Here is a 16,693-nt window from a genome sequence, read left to right as displayed (position 1 = left end):
TGATCACGCGGCCGACGCCCATTCAGGAAAAAGCCTTCCGCCTGCTGAACGTCAACCCTGCCTGTACCCAGTAAACATCCCGCCTTCGCACACATAAGAGTGCGAAATCAATAGCTTATGTTTCGGCCTGGTCAAAGTTCGGGTTAATGTTGCTATTCAAACTCCCACACAGCGAACCCAGGACAAGCCACAGCTACTTTGGTCTCATGAAGTCACTCATCGAGTTGTGGCGAGAAGAACGGTCACTGCGCCGTGCAACGTGTATTCAAGCCGCGCTGTTCGGTTCTTTTATCGGGCTATGGACAATTCTGGCATTGCGTCTGCACGAGGCCTTCGGCTTGGGGGCTGGTGTGGCGGGCCTCATGGGGATCGTTGGTGCGGCCGGTATTCTGATTGCCCCACTTGCTGGCCGTATCGCTGATCGCCGTGGACCCCATGCCGTTATCGGGCTTGGTTGCCTGATCATGCTGCTGTCATACGCGGTTCTGGGCCTTTGGGGCAGCCTCGTTGGCCTGATCGTCGGCATCATCCTGTTGGACTTCGGCGAGCAGTCGGCTCTCATCTCCAACCAACATGTGGTGTACGCACTTCGCCCGGAGGCAAGAAGTCGACTCAACACGCTATTCATGAGCGGCATGTTCGTAGGCGGCGCCGCGGGTTCGTGGGGAGCAAGTATCAGTTGGCGACTAGGTGGATGGCATGCAGCATGCGTATTTGGTGGCGCGTTGGCGTTGCTCGGGTTCGTTCTCCATTTCTCAGGGAGACTGGCTGCTTACGCACACACCAGGAGTTGAAACGTCGACAGTGGCCGGAAGCCTGAGGCAGTCGTGCACAGCCGCGGTCATGCCGAGAACAAGCCCGCGGGAATTGGGCGATCGGGCTTTCAACGCTGTGTTTCGCGATAACGAGGCGATCGCAAATCCGTACTGGTGAACACTTATTAGGCAACTTTCATTCATGGACTCCCCGCACTTTTCTGGTGCTCATGGCACGTTGTCGTTACTGACGGAAATTGATCTGCAAACAGAGACGATTAACCGTACGATCCGCCTCGAAGCTTCAACCGATGGTCGCAGCGTGCTCCTGGTCGCTTTAGATGCGCGCAAGCTCGGAAGCCAGCGGGAATGGCGTGTCGAAATTACGCCTGAAGAGCTTATCGCGCTGATTCGCACGCACGGTACAGAGGTATCGGGATACCTTGTCGATTTCGAGATTCAGGTGCGATAGACAGGCACGATCAACCAAGTCAATGGGCTTGGACTATCGTCGAGAGCGAATCGCCACGTACAACCGGATTTCGCTCGATGAACTGCTGCGCGAGCAGCGCGCGCCAGATCGAGCTGGCCGCGACGACGTTCCGAACGACCGCTTGCGGCTTTCAATGGGTCATTGGGAGCTGATTGGTCAGCGGCTGCTCGTGGCCGGCAGTACGCGTTGACACAAACCGCCGGAATGCTGCCATTGAGAATTCCAACGTCGTCACGGCGGAACGATCATCGTATTGGTGCTCTCGGCCATCTACGGACGTTGGCCCACGCCATCAAGTGCTCGGTCGAACGTCGGCTGCTGCTCCGGACCGGACCTTCGAGCAGATATCAGCCGATCGGATCATTGGGCAACGTCGGCCGGCAAATGGTTAAACTAGAGCCTCTGGACCCTTCGAACCTAACTTGGCTATGCCCCTGTCAGTTGAGTTGCAGTGCTTCATATCGCGCTCCGCCTGGTCGGCTAATTTGACACAGGAGCAACTCGCTCGCGTCCAGAAAGATGCCTTTCAACGGTCGTATTCTGCTGGCGCCCTGGTCTGTCATCGCGGAGCCCCTGCGGATCATTGGATAGGCGTGATCGAAGGGTTAGTCAAAGTCGATACGGTCTCGAAAAGTGGGCGGGCCACGACCTTCGCCGGCGTGCCGGCGGGCTCCTGGTTTGGCGAGGGAGCCCTATTAAAAGATGAGCCTCGCCCATACTCGGTGGTAGCGCTGCGCGACAGCGAAGTCGGGTTTATTCCGCACAGCACGTTTGAGTGGCTGCTTGACAATAGCCATTCGTTCAGTCGATTTGTCATCGATCAACTCAATGCACGGTGTGGATACTACGTCGGTCTGGTTGGAAACCTCCGTTTGCAGAAAGCGTCTGCAAGAGTCGCTTTCTGTCTCGCTGAACTGTTCAATCCGCAACTCTTTGGCGTCACTGATCTGACGCTGGGTCTTTCGCAAGAAGAAATTGGACGTTTGTCCGGCCTTTCCAGGCAGAACACCAACCGAGCGCTTCACGAGCTCGCTGATGCGAGGCTTTTAACGATCGAATATGGCTCAGTCCGAATTCTTGACCTAACAGGGCTTCGAGATTTTGCGCATTCCGAAGATTGATTAGGCCGCGTACGTGACTACGCGTCAGACAGCTTCGTAATGGCTTCCCGGCTGCCAGCCTGCGCTCGAAGTCGAAATTTCTGAATTTTTCCCGTGCCTGTCTTTGGCAGCGCGCCGTACACGATCCTCACAGGACACTTGTAGTGAGCGAGCCGCTCTCGACAGAACGTAATCAGCTCTCGTTCAGAAGGTGCATCGATACCCTGCCTCAATTCGACAAATGCGCAAGGCACTTCACCCCACCTGGCATCGGGCTGCGCCACCACTGCCGCGATGAGTACGGCCGGGTGCTGGTGCAATACTTCCTCCACCTCTACCGATGAAATATTTTCGCCGCCTGAAATGATGATGTCTTTGCAACGATCCGTGATCTGAATGTATCCGTCCGGGTGTATCACGGCAATATCGCCAGTGTGAAACCAGCCACCCTCGAAGGCGTTTCGCGTAGCTTCCTCGTTCTTCAGATACCCTTTCATCATGACATTGCCGCGCAGCAGTACCTCTCCCTCGGTCTTTCCGTCCGCAGGAACTGACTCAAGCGTGGTGGGATTTGCTACTCGCACGGCTTCCAGTCCAGAGGCCCGATAACCTTGCCGCGCCTTCAGGCGCGCCTGCTCCTCGTTGGCCAATGCGCGCCAGTCTGCCTGGATGAAGCAACTGACCGGCGTGCCGGAGGCTTCGGTGATGCCGTATACGTGCTCAACCTCGAATCCCAGCTCGCTGACAGATCTCAACACGGTTGCCGGGGGCGGTGACCCTGCCGTGCGCACGCGGACGATGCGAGGCAACGGACTACGCTCGCTGGCAGACGCGTCGGCCAATGCGGCCAGGACGATTGGCGCCGCACAAAAATGGTCGACGCCGTACTCGCGGATGGCTCGAAATATCCCTGCGGCATTGACTTTGCGCAGACAGACATGGGTGCCACCCGCTGTCGTGACTGCCCAGGCGAAGCACCAGCCGTTGGCGTGAAACATCGGTAGGGTCCAGAGATACACCGGCCCTCGCGGCATGCCCCAATCAATCAACTGGAGCATGCTCATAAGGTAGACCCCTCGGTGACTGACTACGACCCCTTTCGGGTCGGAGGTCGTGCCGGACGTGTAGTTCAACGCGATAGCTTCCCATTCGTCCGTGGGCCATATGCCTTCGAAGTCTGGATCACCCTCTCCAAGCAATTGCTCATAGTCGAGCTCACCTATCGATGCCCCCGGCGGCGCTTCGAGATCGGCAATGTCAATCACGAGTGGCCTGTCTGGAACATGCTCTAGTGCGTCTGCAGCAAGGGCGGCAAATTCACGATCCACGAAAAGAACCTTACATTCCCCGTGAAGCAGGATGAACCGAATGCCGTCGGCATCCAGCCTGCAGTTGATCGTGTTGAGGACAGCTCCGCTTAGCGGCACCCCGAAATGCGCCTCCACCAACGCGGGCGTATTAGGCGCAATGATCGATACGGTGTCGCCGCGCTTGACACCTCGCCGGACGAGCGCGCTGGCCAGCCGGCGGCAGCGGCTGCGCGTCGCCGCCCAGGTCTGACGCATCTCGCCATGCACGATAGCAATATGCTCCGGAAATAAATCGGCGCATCGATCCAGTGAGTGCAGCGGTGTCAGCGGCACATGGTTGGCTTCGTTTCGATCGAGTCCGTGCTCGTAGATTTGGGTGGGCATGTCGTGTCTCCTCGTCTGATGTGAAAGTGTCCCGGATACAAGCGGTGCCGCAGTGCAACCCCTGAATCTGAACGCTCAAACCTTGCGCTACCCCATCCAATCTAAACGTTGTGCTGACCCGGAACTGTCCCGAACAAGACACTCCTTCGGTTCGTAGAGACGATCGGCTACCGGATGCCGATTGTCATGTTCGAGACAACATGTCCCGTTCTGCCTGGCTAGTCTTGTTCGCAAAGGCAATGCTGCCGTGCAAGGGAGTTGCCTGGGTTTGCCGACCGTGGAGACAAATGGAGTGACAGATGAAGAGAAGTGACACACCACCGGCGATGGATGCCGATGCGCTGCGCAAGGCCATCGAATGGGCGATCCTGTCGCGTCGCAGCGTCAGGGCGTTTCTGCCCACGCCGGTTCCTCGAGAGACTGTGGAATCGATATTGGACATTGCGCGGTTTGCTGCCACAGGCGTCAACATCCAGCCCTGGCGCGTACACGTCGTCACGGGGCACGCCAAAGACCGCATCTGCGCTGCGATCCAGCGGGTTAGTGACGATTCGACCTTAGACGAGACATGCGCGGACGAGTGGGACTACTACCCGCGCGAGTGGATATCGCCATACCTTGAAAGAAAACGCGCTGTCGGTTGGATGCTATATGGGTTGCTTGGAATCGAAAAGGGCGACAAGGAACGAATGCAGGCCCAGCACGGCCGCAACTATCAATTCTTTGACGCGCCCGTCGGCCTGTTCTTCACAATCGACCGCGTCATGCAGCAGGGTAGCCTGCTCGACTACGGGATGTTCCTGCAAAACATCATGATCGCCGCTCGTGCACATGGCTTGAGCACATGCCCTCAAGCGGCATTTATGAAGTACCACAAAGTAATTTCGGAGCAACTCCGACTGGAGACAACTGAGAGGTTCGTTGTCGGCATGAGTCTTGGATTTGCGGACGCCTCATGCATCGAGAACACCCTCGTTACGGAAAGAGCGGAGGTTGGCTCGTTCACAACGTTCTATTCGGATTAGCGGTGCGCTTGGGAAGCGGACGTCAGACGCCAGTCAGCGGCCCGCGTACCGAATGCATTAGCGGAGCGTCATATGAAAGGAAAACGGACATGCAGATCAGAGACAACGTTTTTGTAGTGACTGGGGCCGGTTCCGGCCTGGGAGCGGCCACGGCGAAGATGATCGTCGAGCGGGGCGGCAAGGTGGTCCTGGCGGACGTCAACCCCGAAGCAGGTGAGACCATCGCCGCACAGCTAGGGCCAAATGCCCGATTCGTTGCCACCGACGTCGCCAGCGAACACAGCGCCCGGGCAGCTTTTGCAGCGGCCATGGAAATGGGACACCTCAGGGGACTCGTCAATTGCGCGGGCGTTGCTCCCGCCGAAAAGGTCATCGGCCGTGAAGGAACCCACAAGCTGGACGCGTTCGCCCGGACGATCAATATCAACCTGGTTGGTACTTTCAACATGACCCGCATTGCGGCGGAGATGATAAGCGCCTGTCCGCCAGTGCCTTCCGGCGAACGCGGCGTCATCATCTGCACAGCCTCGGTGGCCGCGTTTGAAGGACAGGTGGGGCAGGCAGCCTATGCCGCTTCCAAAGGCGGCGTTGTCGCGATGACGTTGCCACTCGCGCGGGAACTCTCGCGCTGCGGCATCCGGGTTATGACAGTTGCTCCAGGCATCATGGAAACCCCCATGTTGCTCGGCATGCCCGCTGAAGTACAGGAGGCGCTCGGCAAAACGGTGCCGTTTCCAGCCCGGATGGGCAAGCCAGCCGAATACGCCGCTCTGGTGGAGCACATCCTCTTGAATGAATACCTGAACGGCGAGGTCATCCGCCTCGACGGCGCCATCCGTATGGCCGCCAAATAAACCGCATCCATCTTTTCAGCGAATAAGCCATGTCCAAAGATCCCGTAGTTATCGTATCTGTCGCCCGTACCCCCATTGGCAGCTTCCAGGGGGATCTCTCCAGCTGCACAGCGCCGCAGCTCGGTGCCGTTGCGGTAAAGGCCGCTATCCAGCGAGCCGGCGTTAGCGCCGACGAGGTGCAGGAACTCATCCTGGGTTGTGTGCTGCCTGCGGGCCTCGGCCAGGCCCCGGCGCGCCAGGCGGCCATCGGCGCCGGGCTACCCCTCTCGGTGGTCTGCTCCACAGTCAACAAAGTGTGCGGTTCCGGCATGAAAGCCGCCATGCTGGCCCATGATCTCCTGATGGCCAGCAGCAACGAGGTCATTGTTGCGGGTGGCATGGAGTCCATGACAAACGCTCCCTACTTCATCCCGAAGGCACGAGGGGGCTTCCGCCTTGGTCACGGACAGATCCTCGACCATATGTCCTTCGACGGCCTGGAAGATGCTTATTTCGATCGCGGCCGTCAAATGGGCACCTTCGCTGAAGAGTGCGCCGAGTCTTACGGTTTTTCTCGTGAAGATCAGGACGCCTACGCAATAAAGTCAACCACACGAGCCCAGGCCGCTATTCGGTCCGGTGCCTTCGCGTGGGAGGTCACCCCCGTGATGACCTCCAGCAAAAAAGGCGAAGTTCTGGTGGAGCACGATGAGCAGCCGGGCAAAGCCAATCTGGACAAGATCACCAGTCTGAAACCCGCTTTCAAGACCGATGGCACAGTAACGGCGGCTAACTCCAGTTCGATTTCCGATGGTGCCGCCGCGCTGGTGCTGATGCGCCTCTCAAGTGCCGAGAGACTTGGGATCAAGCCTCTGGCCGCTATTGTCGGCCACGCCACCCACGCTCAAGAGCCGAGACTGTTTACCACCGCTCCCACGGGCGCGATAGAGAAACTACTGTCCAGGATTGGATGGGGGACGTCCAGCGTAGATTTGTGGGAAATCAACGAGGCATTTGCGGTCGCCGTGATGGCTGCCATGCGGGACATGGCGCTCGATCACGGCAAGGTCAACATACACGGCGGCGCCTGCGCCATCGGCCATCCCATCGGCGCTTCCGGAGCACGCATTCTGGTCACCTTACTTGCGGCCCTCAGATCAACTGGCGGAAGGCGCGGAATTGCCAGCCTTTGCATCGGCGGTGGCGAAGCCACTGCCATGGCCATCGAGATGGTTTAACGTAAGCGTCGGTCAGCCGGCGCGCACTGTCACGCCCGCAAAGGGATGTAGCGATAAGTCATTTGTCGCGCGTCGCCGTTTCGACTCGCATCTGGAGCTCTGCATGGACATACTTCAAGACATGCGCGTCTTTGTGCGCGTCGTCGAAGCCGGGAGCTTCACCGCGGCGGCGAACGGCATGGACACCACTCCTGGCCAGACCTCGCGCGCCGTTTCGGATCTGGAAGCACACCTTCGAACCCGGCTGCTCAACAGGACCACACGACGCATCGCGCTGACTGAAGCTGGTGAGCGATATTACGATCATTGCATGCAGATTCTGGCCCTGATCGAACAGGCTGAGGCGGAGGCTGGTGACGCACATGCGCGTCCGTTTGGGAAACTGAGGGTTCGCACTCCCGTCGGGTTTGGACAGCACTACCTCATCAAGGCGATCGGCGCGTATCAAAAGCTATATCCGGAAGTGAAAGTCCGGCTGACGCTCGCCAATGGCACGCCGGATTTCATCGAAGACGGCTGCGACGTTGCAATTGTCGGGGCATTGGTATTATCAGATTCAGAGCTCATTTCACAGAAAGTCGGTAGTGCATTCAGCATTGTTTGCGCATCACGCACTTACATCGAGGCCCATGGCGTTCCGCACAAACCAGACGACCTCGAAGCGCATTCGTGCATCCACCTGAACACACCTGAATTTTCAATGAACGTGTGGACATTCGATGGGCCAAACGGAAAGGAGTCCGTTCGATTCCGGCCAGCCGTGCTGGAAGTCAATACCCGAGAGGCTCTTGCCACTGGAGTACGGGAAGGACCAGGAATCGGCCTGATTCCGATCTACTCGGCGATCAGCGGATTGCGCAACGGTGAACTTGCCTGGGTACTACCCGAATACAGGTCGCAGGAGATGGGTCTGTACGCGATGTATCCATCGCGACAATACGTTGACGCGAAGATTCGCACCTGGGTGGACTATCTGATGGATACGATGCCGGCGACACTGGCGGCTGATCAGGAAGCCGCTCGCAGATTTACTCAGCGTTGATTGTCTTCACGCATGTTTCTCCTCGATCTCTCAGGATAGCGGTCATTCAGCAGTGGTAGGGGGGAGGCTCGAGTGGCTGTAAAGGCACCGATTGCTCGCCGGCCAGCTTGATTGGTCGAATGGCGGTTGCACCTTCGAAGCAGCCGTTGCGGTAGCGCGATCTCGAACGGCAGTTCAGGGTCGGGGGTGTGAGTTCGCTGATGCAGGAAGCTGCCGTCCGACTGCTCGATGCCGCCACTGTCAGCAATCAGCCACATTGCTGACATAGAACACAGCCCGCACCAATGTCGGCAATGGCCGAACTCCCGTCTCCTTATGCGAGTCGACGAACGGCCGTTGTGCCTTGAAAGCCGCCGTAGATGTCGCGCTGGCTTGACGGGCCGCAATGGGTCGCTTGCAGCCGATGGCCGACGGGCAGCGACCGGCCACCTCCAGCCGTTGGTCGGCGCTGGCATGCGGACATTCGGACGTCGGCTCCGTCCAGACACCGGACTTTTACCAGCCGCCATGCCGATCGATCATGAAGAGCCTGGACGGCAGTCGTAGTTGATCCGATTAATCCTCAAAGCGCTTACGCTTACGATCGGCCTGTCCGAGGCAATTAGGCCACTACACGACTCCAGCAGAAAAGATCAGGCGATCCGATAAGGAGCAGGCCGCAAATATGACAAAGAGATGAACTTCGCATGACTCTGCCGAACGCCCTTGATTTTAGTCCAGTCCCTTGTCTTAAATGTAGAGGTGTCGGCATGACCTTCATGGGCAGTGCGATCAGCGTGGACAATCATGAAGCGATTCGATTGCCGTTCAGCCTCACAGTATCGGGAGACCGATCATGCGGATCTGGATCGTTGCCGTTCTTCTCGCTCTGATGGTGCCGGCCACTACGTACGGCGAACGCGAAGGTAAAGACGACTGGCCGATGTATGGCCGGAATCTGGAGCATACCTTCAGCAATCCAGACTCCCGAATCAATCCGACGAACGTGGCAGATCTTCAAGAGGTATGGACCTTCGCTACTGGGGACGCCGTCACTGCATCACCTACCGTCGTCGACGGTGTGGTCTACATCGGCTCGTGGGACGGGTTCTTCTATGCGCTCGATGCGCGCTCCGGAATGGTGCGCTGGAAGTTCCAGGTGGACTGCCAGAACACACTGATACCTGTCCCCCCACAATGCCTCGCGTCCGGGCAGGTGCCGCCCCCGCGTTTTTTTAGTCAGGGTGGACTGATCACTTCGTCCGCAGCCGTGATTGCGGACAAAGTCTATTTTGCTGCTGGCAAGACTCTCTATAGTTTGAATGCCAAGGATGGATCGTTGCGCTGGAAGCGTGTCGTTTGTGGTAACCCGGATGAGCCGGCTTGCGCCTCCGATGCGAATGATCCGGCGCAAATCTTCTCATCTCCCGCCATCTTCGAAGACATGGTCTTCGTTGGCTGGACGCCCGGCGCCGATCACTACCGCGGGGGTTTCGCGGCATTCGATAGCGAGACCGGCGCAATGCGGTGGCGCTTCGAGGTCGACCCGGTATTGGGCACTAACGGGCAGCCGCTATTGGTGAACGGACACGTCGCGGGTGGGCAAAATCGTGGTTGTGGCAGCGTTTGGTCGTCTGCGGCGATCGACGTTGATCGCCACCTCGTCTTCTTCGGAACCGGTGACTGCAACAATGATGCAACCGCGCCATTTCATGAGGCCGTCATCGCCCTGGAGAGCCGTACGGGGCAACTCGTCTGGGCATTTCGACCTCGCGTGAGCGACCCCAAGCTCTGCGACTTCGACTTCGGCGCCTCGCCTAATCTCATTCACACCGACCAAGGCCAGTACGTGGGCATAGGCGGAAAGGACGGGACGTATTACCTGCTCGACCGTCTTACGCGTAACCCCGGTGGCAAACTGGTGTGGGCGAGGAACGTCGTCTTCGGCGGAAACGCGGGGGGCTTCTATGGCGCTGCAGCTATTGACGGATCGCGAATCTTCAGCGCAACAGGGATTGGTGATGGTAATGCGTTCACGCAGACCGGGCTCTGCAATCCACAGAATCCTCGCGATACGTTCATTCAGGAACCGAGCATGCACGCCTTGGACCTGGGCGGGGGCGGCGTTCTCTGGCAGCAGCCTATGAACCAGAGCTTCGCGCCAGCCGCACTTGCTGATGGCGTCGTCTTCATTGGCACCGTTGGACTCTTGCAGCCGCCCGCGTTGAACGCCTACGACGCGCGAACTGGCGCATTGCTGAGGAGCTTCCCGATGAAGCCACTTGGATCGGTCGATTCCGGAGCCACGCCGGTTGGCGACATGGTGTTCGTTGGTTCGGGGTACACGAACGATGGTACGGGCGGTGGTGTGCACGCATTCAGGCTGCTCAAGCGGTCTTCGAGCGCGGCAATGCGTTGAGCCGGTCCGGCAACGACCACGATCCGAGAACCTGCCGGCGACTACATGCGCGCGGACGTCCGCTGCATCCGGGAAGCTGCCATTAAGGTGGCACGATCTTGGGCGGCAGGAGTGGGTCGTGTGCCGCCGCTCGTATAAACGCACAGGTCGAGCGCGCGACGATCGGGAAGGTTCGGCCAGTTGCGGACAGTAGCAGTGAGGCTTCAGAGCGGACGTTGGAGACTAATGCTAATGCGCCGGTGTGGCCGTTGCACTCGAATTCTGAGACAGGCCTAACGAGGCAGAGTCATCCGGCCCGCGCCCACCGACACGTACGCGAAAAAAGCATGTACGCGGTTGAGCGCGTTGGACAAGCCGCTTTCAATGGCCTCATTGCGGCCGCGAGCCTTTCACCCTCTCGAACATCAAGATACCTACGCCCTCGCGCCCGTCCACGGGACTCTTGTTTGGTTCGGTCTTGATCGAGAGCGTGTCGCCATCGATGGCGTAAAACCGCACCTGGTCGGTTCCGAGGCGCCTGCCGTCCCATTCGATGTCGATGTGATGCACGACCCTGCCGGGCGACACGCTATACGTTCCGCCGTACGCAAGCATCGATTTATGGAGCCTAATCCGCTCTTCGTCGGAGGGCTCGTTGCGCGGTCGTGGCTGATCGCCAGACACAAAGAACACGAGCATCCGGCCATCCGACGAGTAGCTGAGATAGCCGTCAGGATGATCCCCGAGCTGGTTGTATCGCTCGCCGGTGCCGGCGACTTCGCGCACAAACGACTTCAGTCGCCATGTCCCGAGCAACGGATTTGCATCGGCCCGGGCAAGCGTGGACAGGCACAGCATGACCAGTATGAACGAAACCACGGCTATTCTTTTGTGCATGGAACGCCCCTTCATCAATGAGCGCATCTGGCGCTCCGACGAACTTCAGAATCGGTGCAACGGTCGAGGACTGCATGTGACGAGCGCGGGAGCTCAGCCCAGTCGATTGGCGTCACGACTCCCGAGACGGTTACGTAAGTACAAGTTTGTAACCATGGCGAATGACCGGGGCGGGATTGAATCGCACGTGAAGCGGAGTAACGTGCTTTCGACAGAACGGCAGCTTACCACCTGTGCGCCCGAGTCGGTACGCGTGGCCCAAGGCGTCCAGTCGATCCGGCTATCGAAGGCATCCCCGGGTCGCCGCAAGGCGATGCGTCAACCCTGCTGCGGACCGTCAGCCTGTTATGCGGCGCAAGGTCGCAGAAGGGTCGCCTACCGAAGTTTGGAGCTGGGTCGGGAAGTTCGATCGTCGACCGACGACGACCTTCCGCGTCCAGCCATGACCGGACGTTGGAGATTGCTACCTGGATCGTCAACAAGCATCCGTTGGTAAGCGGATGGCGGTCCGCGTCAGCCTGATTCTCGTCACTCCGGCAAGAGGGGATCGCCAACCACTTACAGCAAACGGTAGTCGGTGACTCGAAACGAATACACATTTTGGCTACCGCACTTGACGCGTTACCCGAGTGCGCAAATTGGCCAATTTCGCTGAGCGATAATATCGCAGTCGGCCATTGCTCCAATTGGTACCGACAGGAAAGCAGGAACGGCAGTGTATGCGTATCAGGCGACTAAAGATTTCAGACTTTCGAAGCATCTCGCAAGGCTGTGCCGGATTTTCCGGGCGAACGCTGCCTGCGGAAAGAAACAATGTCGATAAGTCGACATGACGTGAGGCACTCGCCGGGGGCGTAGGCGCGACGAGCACTGTCGATCAAGGTGTCCAACGATAAATGATGACGCTGGTCCCGTTGTAGTTGTCCTTCGTGATCACGTACTCCCCGGTCGACCGACGGTACGATCTAAGGCCGTACATCGAATCCACGTCATTGCCGACGTACACGGTGATGGGGTTGCTGTTGATCAACGTGGTGTCCAGGCTGCCTGTGGTCAGATTGAAGGCATCGATGTTGGGCACGGTGTGTACGTATCCGACGAAGAGATAGTCGCCGGCCGCCGTGATCGACTTGGGATTGGCGCTGGTGAGGTTGATCACCGGATTGGGAACGGTCGTGTTGCCTGCGAGCCAGCCGTGATACACCTCGATCCGCGTTCCGAGCGACGTCCAGTCCGTGCTACCGACAACTCCCTGTGCCAGGATCATTGTGTCGCTTTCGGGCAGGTAGATGATCCGCGTCAATGGCGTGATCGTGCCCGGAATGGGCGTTGCAATTCCTGCACCCCAACTCGGCTGACCGTTGGCATCGAAGCCGGTCAGCGGATAGTGCCAGATGGCATTCGTCTTGTCCAAACCGGCCCAGACGTCCCCCTTGCTGTCGAGGCAGAATCCGTCCCTGACCGGTGCGGTCGTATTGAACGCCGGACCTGGAAGCGTGGCGTCCGGTATGGCGATGTAGCCATTCACAGCATTGAAGTGGAAGAAGTAGAAAGTATCGGGATTCTGGCCGGACGCCACGAGGATCCGCTTGGCGCCGACGGTGGCAAGTTGACCGAAGTGCTCATCCCGTGAGCGATCGTTGATGTTGATGCGTGGGTCGGATGGATAGTCGATCGGATCGACAGTGTTCGCGACGAAGGTTCCCCCAGCGGTGCCGGTGTAGATGTTGGTGCCTCCATAGAAGTACGCGCCATCAGTACCCGGGTCCGGAGCGGCGACCCCCTCGAAGTTGAGAGACTGAAGCTTCCATTGCAGGTGGCCAAGACTGTCGTAGGAGTGAATGTCGGTGCCGCCGTCGCGGCCGAGGTCCCATCTTCCGCCCCACGGGTTGTTGAGCACGTACACGTTGCCGGCGGCGTCTTTGCCGATGCCGGTGACGCGGGTAAAACGCTTATCGCCAACCTGGCCTTTGATTCCCGTTGTCGTATCGAGATATCCCCCCTGAATGCCAAATGCACTGACCAGAAATGGAATGCCCAAAATGCTATAGATCTTGATGTTCATGTCGGGGCCTTCGTCGCCGATCATCAGACACCCGGTCGACGAATCGAAATACAGCGAGGACGGTCGGGAGGCGACGGACATCTGGATGGTGTTCACGAGCACGCCGGCCGGATTGAATTCGAGGATCGCGCCCGCGCTCTTCTGCGCAACCCAGATGTTTCCTGCGCTGTCCACCGCGAGCGCGCCAGGGCTTGAGACGGCGATATCCTGCCGCCAGACGCCTTCGGTGGTGTAGACGCGGACGCGATTTCCAGGAGAGTCGCTCGCATAAAGGAGCGAGCCCGACGTCGCGAGTCCCGTGATTACATCAGCCCGCTGCTCAGTCGTTGTCGCGCTGACCGGGATGAGAAAGTCGCGAGATTGAGTGGTTCGGTTGTACCGCCCCACCGTGCCGCTGCCGTAACTGGTATTAAATTGCAGAGCGGCGAAAATCGAAGTTGCATTTCCCGTAATGGCCGAGCCCTGTAAGTCGCCGTGACCTCCTATGGACCCCAGGCTTCGGCCGTTCTGGTATATCGCGACACCACCTTCGTTTTCGTCCCACATGGAAGCCGTGTAGATGACGCCCTCGGGCGCTATCCACATAGAGCGTGCGACGCTACCCACGCGGGTAGCGTTGGTTCCAGATGTGTTCGCCACCCAGTCGGTGGTGTACTGTCCCTGGCACTCCGGCGCGAGCGTAGCGATCAGCAGTGCGGCGAGGAACGTGGCGTAGATTCGTTTCATGATCGTGAAGCGTGCCCTCCTGAGGCACCTGAATTGGGGGATTGCGGTTTGGCCCGTGCTCGCAGCGTTGACAACCTGATGGGCTTTACATGGGGGGCGACGATGGTTCCTGCGGCTGCCTTCCTTGTCGTGCTGGCATCCGCGCTATGGCCTCGAAGATTCTTCGATCGGGATGGGTCGTCTTCGAAGCGTGCCCGGCGCCGCTCGCCCATTCGGCGAGCAGCGTTTCCCAGGAAACTGTCCTTGTCCACTCGCCGCTCCAACAAGTGTCGCGTCTGCCCAACCCAATACTGCGTTCGAGTGGTATATCGGCGAGGTGCGGAAAAAGTTGAGCTGTTCGCGTTTCCAGTACAGGCAAACGTGCTAACACTCAGCCCGAGCACCGCTTCCAGCCGCTCCGCGAGGTGGATGAGCGTTCACGAGTCAACTGGCGGTTCGGGGTGGCAAGCGTGGCCCGCGAGTGGCTGATTTCTCGCGAGGCGAAGGTCCGGTGAGGGTCGCGTGCTGCCGACCGCAGACTTGCCCGGTTCACGTTGTATATGCCCTTTGCATGAGGCAGTACGCGGCCAACAAGAGCCGGTCGAGTTTGCATGCGAAACGGTACAAAGCTGTCGATCGCGGCGCGCCGCAATCGAAGACGCCTAGATGCCTCGGATGACAGCAATACGACGACGTTGCAAATGTCTCACACAAAAAAGAATACGGGATTGACGGTTTTTTTAAACGTCGATGATGGTTCATCATACGAATTTCGCACCCCGCTCAAGCCCTCAACCGCGCCAGATCGGCACAGTGGCGGCACGACGGTGACGGAGCGGCGGAAATCGGCCATCGATGTGTCGCCTATATCGTGGTCGCCGCGGCGGCTGTTGTCTGTCCGATCGAGGTTGCGGCCCTTCGTGCGGGATGCGTGACCGCGTACGCAACGTACCGGGCCGAGCGCATTGCACAGCCGCGATGAACGGCAAGGTTTCTCAGCAAGTCGTCCTTTCGCTCGACGTCCGTTTCATTCGCTATGCCACAGGAGGTATCACGATGAAAATGCATCCTCGCCTCGCCATTGCTGCTCTCGCGCTCGCTGCTGCCCTCACCCATGCCGCGCTGGCCGCTGATGCGCTGCCGTCGTACCACGGTGACCCGTCGCAGACGTCGGTGTCCGGCCTGTCGTCGGGCGCCTTCATGGCGGTCCAGTACCAGGTCGCGTACTCCGGTTCCGTAGTCGGGGCTGGCGTGGTCGCCGGCGGTCCGTACTACTGCGCGGCAGGGAACTTGTTTAACGCCTCGATCTGCATGGGGCAGGTACCGTTCGTTCCGCCGAACTCGACGCTAATGGTAACCGCCGCCGCAGGCTTTGCTTCGCTGAATCAGATCGACCCACTATCGAACCTTCAGAAGGCGCGGATCTACGTCTTCAGCGGAACGAAAGACACAGTTGTCTACCAACAGGCAGTCGACTCGACAGTGTCGTTCTTCAAGGAGGCCGGCGTCCCTGCGTCGAACCTGAAGTACGTGAATAACGTGCCGGCTGGTCACGCATTCATTACACCGTCGTTCGGCAACGTGTGTGCTGACAATGCGCCTCCATACATCAGCCACTGCGAGGTCGGCAAGCAGAGGTACGACCAGGCCGGCGCGTTGCTGCAGTATATCTACGGTCCACTAAAGCCGCCAGCGAAGAGCCTGACCGGGAGAATCGTGCCGTTCAGTCAGCGCGAATTCGCAGCATCTGCGACCGGCATGGCGGACACGGGATTCGTCTACGTGCCTAAGTCGTGCGATCAGGGAGTGGCGTGCAAGGTTCACGTCGCATTCCATGGATGCAAGCAGTCGGCAGCCGTGGTTGGCGACGATTTCTACGAGAAGACCAACTACAACTACTGGGCCGACACGAACAACATCCTCGTTCTGTATCCGCAGGTGAATGCGTCCACGATCCCGTTCAATCCGCAAGGTTGCTGGGACTGGTTCGGTTATACGGGTCCCGACTACGCGGTGAAATCGGGTTCCCAGCTTACTGCGGTTAACGCCATGGTCGGCCGACTGCTCTCCAAGCCCTAACGCGCGAGCACGTGCGGGCACGAATGTGCTCGCACGGTGAGTTCAATGCCATACAGAAGAATCCGGCCGGACACGGCGAGATTTACGCTCATGAATCCTTCCGCGCCGGGACGACAGCCATCTGTACGACCGCATCGGAGCGGATCGACCGTCGCTTGTGGGTCGAACTCGGCCCTTGGTTGTCGTCGCTGCCGTATCTCTGATAAGGCTTCGCTATAATCAATCGCTTCCCGGCGTCGCAATGTCGAAAAAATGTCTTCCAGGCGAAACAGATCCCCCGGCCGAGCCCGCAGGCCGCTGACGAAAGCACTTCTATTGCCGATGGATCGCGCCTCCGCCAGTGAACGGTCGCTGTCCTGTCATCTTGCGCTGGTCGCATGCCGCGACGGA

At 58.9% G+C, this 16,693-nt stretch carries 13 protein-coding genes; 10 read left to right on the top strand and 3 right to left on the bottom strand.

The features are described from left to right. Positions 1-146: 146 nt before the first annotated feature. The 4 genes from GNZ13_RS48635 (at position 147) to GNZ13_RS48620 (ending at position 2,369) form a co-directional block, all read left to right on the top strand. Entirely contained in the window at positions 147-794 is a 648-nt protein-coding gene (locus tag GNZ13_RS48635; protein WP_172178419.1) for an MFS transporter, read from the top strand. Between the two features lie 163 nt (positions 795-957). Continuing rightward, positions 958-1,227 carry a hypothetical protein gene (locus tag GNZ13_RS48630; RefSeq protein WP_172178417.1) on the top strand — a complete coding sequence of 90 codons (270 nt, stop codon included), beginning with the start codon at positions 958-960 and terminating at the stop codon, positions 1,225-1,227. A 28-nt stretch (positions 1,228-1,255) separates the two neighbouring features. Further along, on the top strand, positions 1,256-1,438 hold the full coding sequence (locus tag GNZ13_RS48625) for a hypothetical protein (protein WP_216675309.1): 183 nt from the start codon (positions 1,256-1,258) through the stop codon (positions 1,436-1,438). 238 nt (positions 1,439-1,676) lie between these two features. Continuing rightward, positions 1,677-2,369, top strand: coding sequence for a Crp/Fnr family transcriptional regulator (locus tag GNZ13_RS48620; RefSeq protein WP_172178421.1), 693 nt, complete (start codon positions 1,677-1,679; stop codon positions 2,367-2,369). A 17-nt stretch (positions 2,370-2,386) separates the two neighbouring features. Here GNZ13_RS48620 and GNZ13_RS48615 read toward each other — a convergent pair whose 3' ends face one another. Continuing rightward, entirely contained in the window at positions 2,387-4,042 is a 1,656-nt protein-coding gene (locus tag GNZ13_RS48615) for an AMP-binding protein (protein WP_172178413.1), read from the bottom strand. A 299-nt stretch (positions 4,043-4,341) separates the two neighbouring features. Between GNZ13_RS48615 and GNZ13_RS48610 the strand changes: the two genes are divergently transcribed. The 5 genes from GNZ13_RS48610 (at position 4,342) to GNZ13_RS48590 (ending at position 10,578) form a co-directional block, all read left to right on the top strand. Beyond that, complete coding sequence (locus GNZ13_RS48610; protein ID WP_172178411.1) at positions 4,342-5,067, top strand: nitroreductase; 726 nt, start codon at positions 4,342-4,344, stop codon at positions 5,065-5,067. A gap of 89 nt (positions 5,068-5,156) precedes the next feature. Continuing rightward, positions 5,157-5,921, top strand: coding sequence for an SDR family NAD(P)-dependent oxidoreductase (locus GNZ13_RS48605; RefSeq protein ID WP_172178409.1), 765 nt, complete (start codon positions 5,157-5,159; stop codon positions 5,919-5,921). Between the two features lie 29 nt (positions 5,922-5,950). Beyond that, a complete protein-coding gene (locus tag GNZ13_RS48600) occupies positions 5,951-7,138 on the top strand; it encodes an acetyl-CoA C-acyltransferase (RefSeq protein WP_172178407.1) in 1,188 nt (395 codons plus the stop codon). Between the two features lie 103 nt (positions 7,139-7,241). Then, a complete protein-coding gene (locus GNZ13_RS48595) occupies positions 7,242-8,180 on the top strand; it encodes a LysR family transcriptional regulator (protein WP_172178405.1) in 939 nt (312 codons plus the stop codon). An 835-nt stretch (positions 8,181-9,015) separates the two neighbouring features. Beyond that, positions 9,016-10,578 (top strand): outer membrane protein assembly factor BamB family protein, encoded by a 1,563-nt coding sequence (locus tag GNZ13_RS48590; RefSeq protein WP_172178403.1) that lies wholly within the window; start codon positions 9,016-9,018, stop codon positions 10,576-10,578. Between the two features lie 369 nt (positions 10,579-10,947). Here GNZ13_RS48590 and GNZ13_RS48585 read toward each other — a convergent pair whose 3' ends face one another. After that, on the bottom strand, positions 10,948-11,454 hold the full coding sequence (locus GNZ13_RS48585; protein WP_172178401.1) for a lipocalin-like domain-containing protein: 507 nt from the start codon (positions 11,452-11,454) through the stop codon (positions 10,948-10,950). Between the two features lie 877 nt (positions 11,455-12,331). Continuing rightward, positions 12,332-14,245: an SMP-30/gluconolactonase/LRE family protein gene (locus GNZ13_RS48580; RefSeq protein WP_172178399.1), complete on the bottom strand. Its 1,914-nt coding sequence runs from the start codon at positions 14,243-14,245 to the stop codon at positions 12,332-12,334. 1,035 nt (positions 14,246-15,280) lie between these two features. On the opposite strand from GNZ13_RS48580, the gene GNZ13_RS48575 reads away from it, so the two are divergent. Next, on the top strand, positions 15,281-16,303 hold the full coding sequence (locus GNZ13_RS48575) for an extracellular catalytic domain type 2 short-chain-length polyhydroxyalkanoate depolymerase (RefSeq protein WP_172178397.1): 1,023 nt from the start codon (positions 15,281-15,283) through the stop codon (positions 16,301-16,303). The last annotated feature ends 390 nt before the right edge of the window (positions 16,304-16,693 follow it).

It is taken from the genome of Paraburkholderia elongata (assembly GCF_013177735.1).
Classification (GTDB): Bacteria; Pseudomonadota; Gammaproteobacteria; order Burkholderiales; family Burkholderiaceae; genus Paraburkholderia; species Paraburkholderia elongata.
This window is presented reverse-complemented; position numbering and strand designations above follow the sequence as displayed.

Coding starts and splice junctions, on each gene's coding strand:
- GNZ13_RS48635 (WP_172178419.1), top strand. CDS start 147: ATGTTGCTATTCAAACTCCCACACAGCGAACCCAGGACAAGCCACAGC.
- GNZ13_RS48630 (WP_172178417.1), top strand. CDS start 958: ATGGACTCCCCGCACTTTTCTGGTGCTCATGGCACGTTGTCGTTACTG.
- GNZ13_RS48620 (WP_172178421.1), top strand. CDS start 1,677: ATGCCCCTGTCAGTTGAGTTGCAGTGCTTCATATCGCGCTCCGCCTGG.
- GNZ13_RS48615 (WP_172178413.1), bottom strand. CDS start 4,042: ATGCCCACCCAAATCTACGAGCACGGACTCGATCGAAACGAAGCCAAC.
- GNZ13_RS48610 (WP_172178411.1), top strand. CDS start 4,342: ATGAAGAGAAGTGACACACCACCGGCGATGGATGCCGATGCGCTGCGC.
- GNZ13_RS48605 (WP_172178409.1), top strand. CDS start 5,157: ATGCAGATCAGAGACAACGTTTTTGTAGTGACTGGGGCCGGTTCCGGC.
- GNZ13_RS48600 (WP_172178407.1), top strand. CDS start 5,951: ATGTCCAAAGATCCCGTAGTTATCGTATCTGTCGCCCGTACCCCCATT.
- GNZ13_RS48595 (WP_172178405.1), top strand. CDS start 7,242: ATGGACATACTTCAAGACATGCGCGTCTTTGTGCGCGTCGTCGAAGCC.
- GNZ13_RS48590 (WP_172178403.1), top strand. CDS start 9,016: ATGCGGATCTGGATCGTTGCCGTTCTTCTCGCTCTGATGGTGCCGGCC.
- GNZ13_RS48585 (WP_172178401.1), bottom strand. CDS start 11,454: ATGCACAAAAGAATAGCCGTGGTTTCGTTCATACTGGTCATGCTGTGC.
- GNZ13_RS48580 (WP_172178399.1), bottom strand. CDS start 14,245: ATGAAACGAATCTACGCCACGTTCCTCGCCGCACTGCTGATCGCTACG.
- GNZ13_RS48575 (WP_172178397.1), top strand. CDS start 15,281: ATGAAAATGCATCCTCGCCTCGCCATTGCTGCTCTCGCGCTCGCTGCT.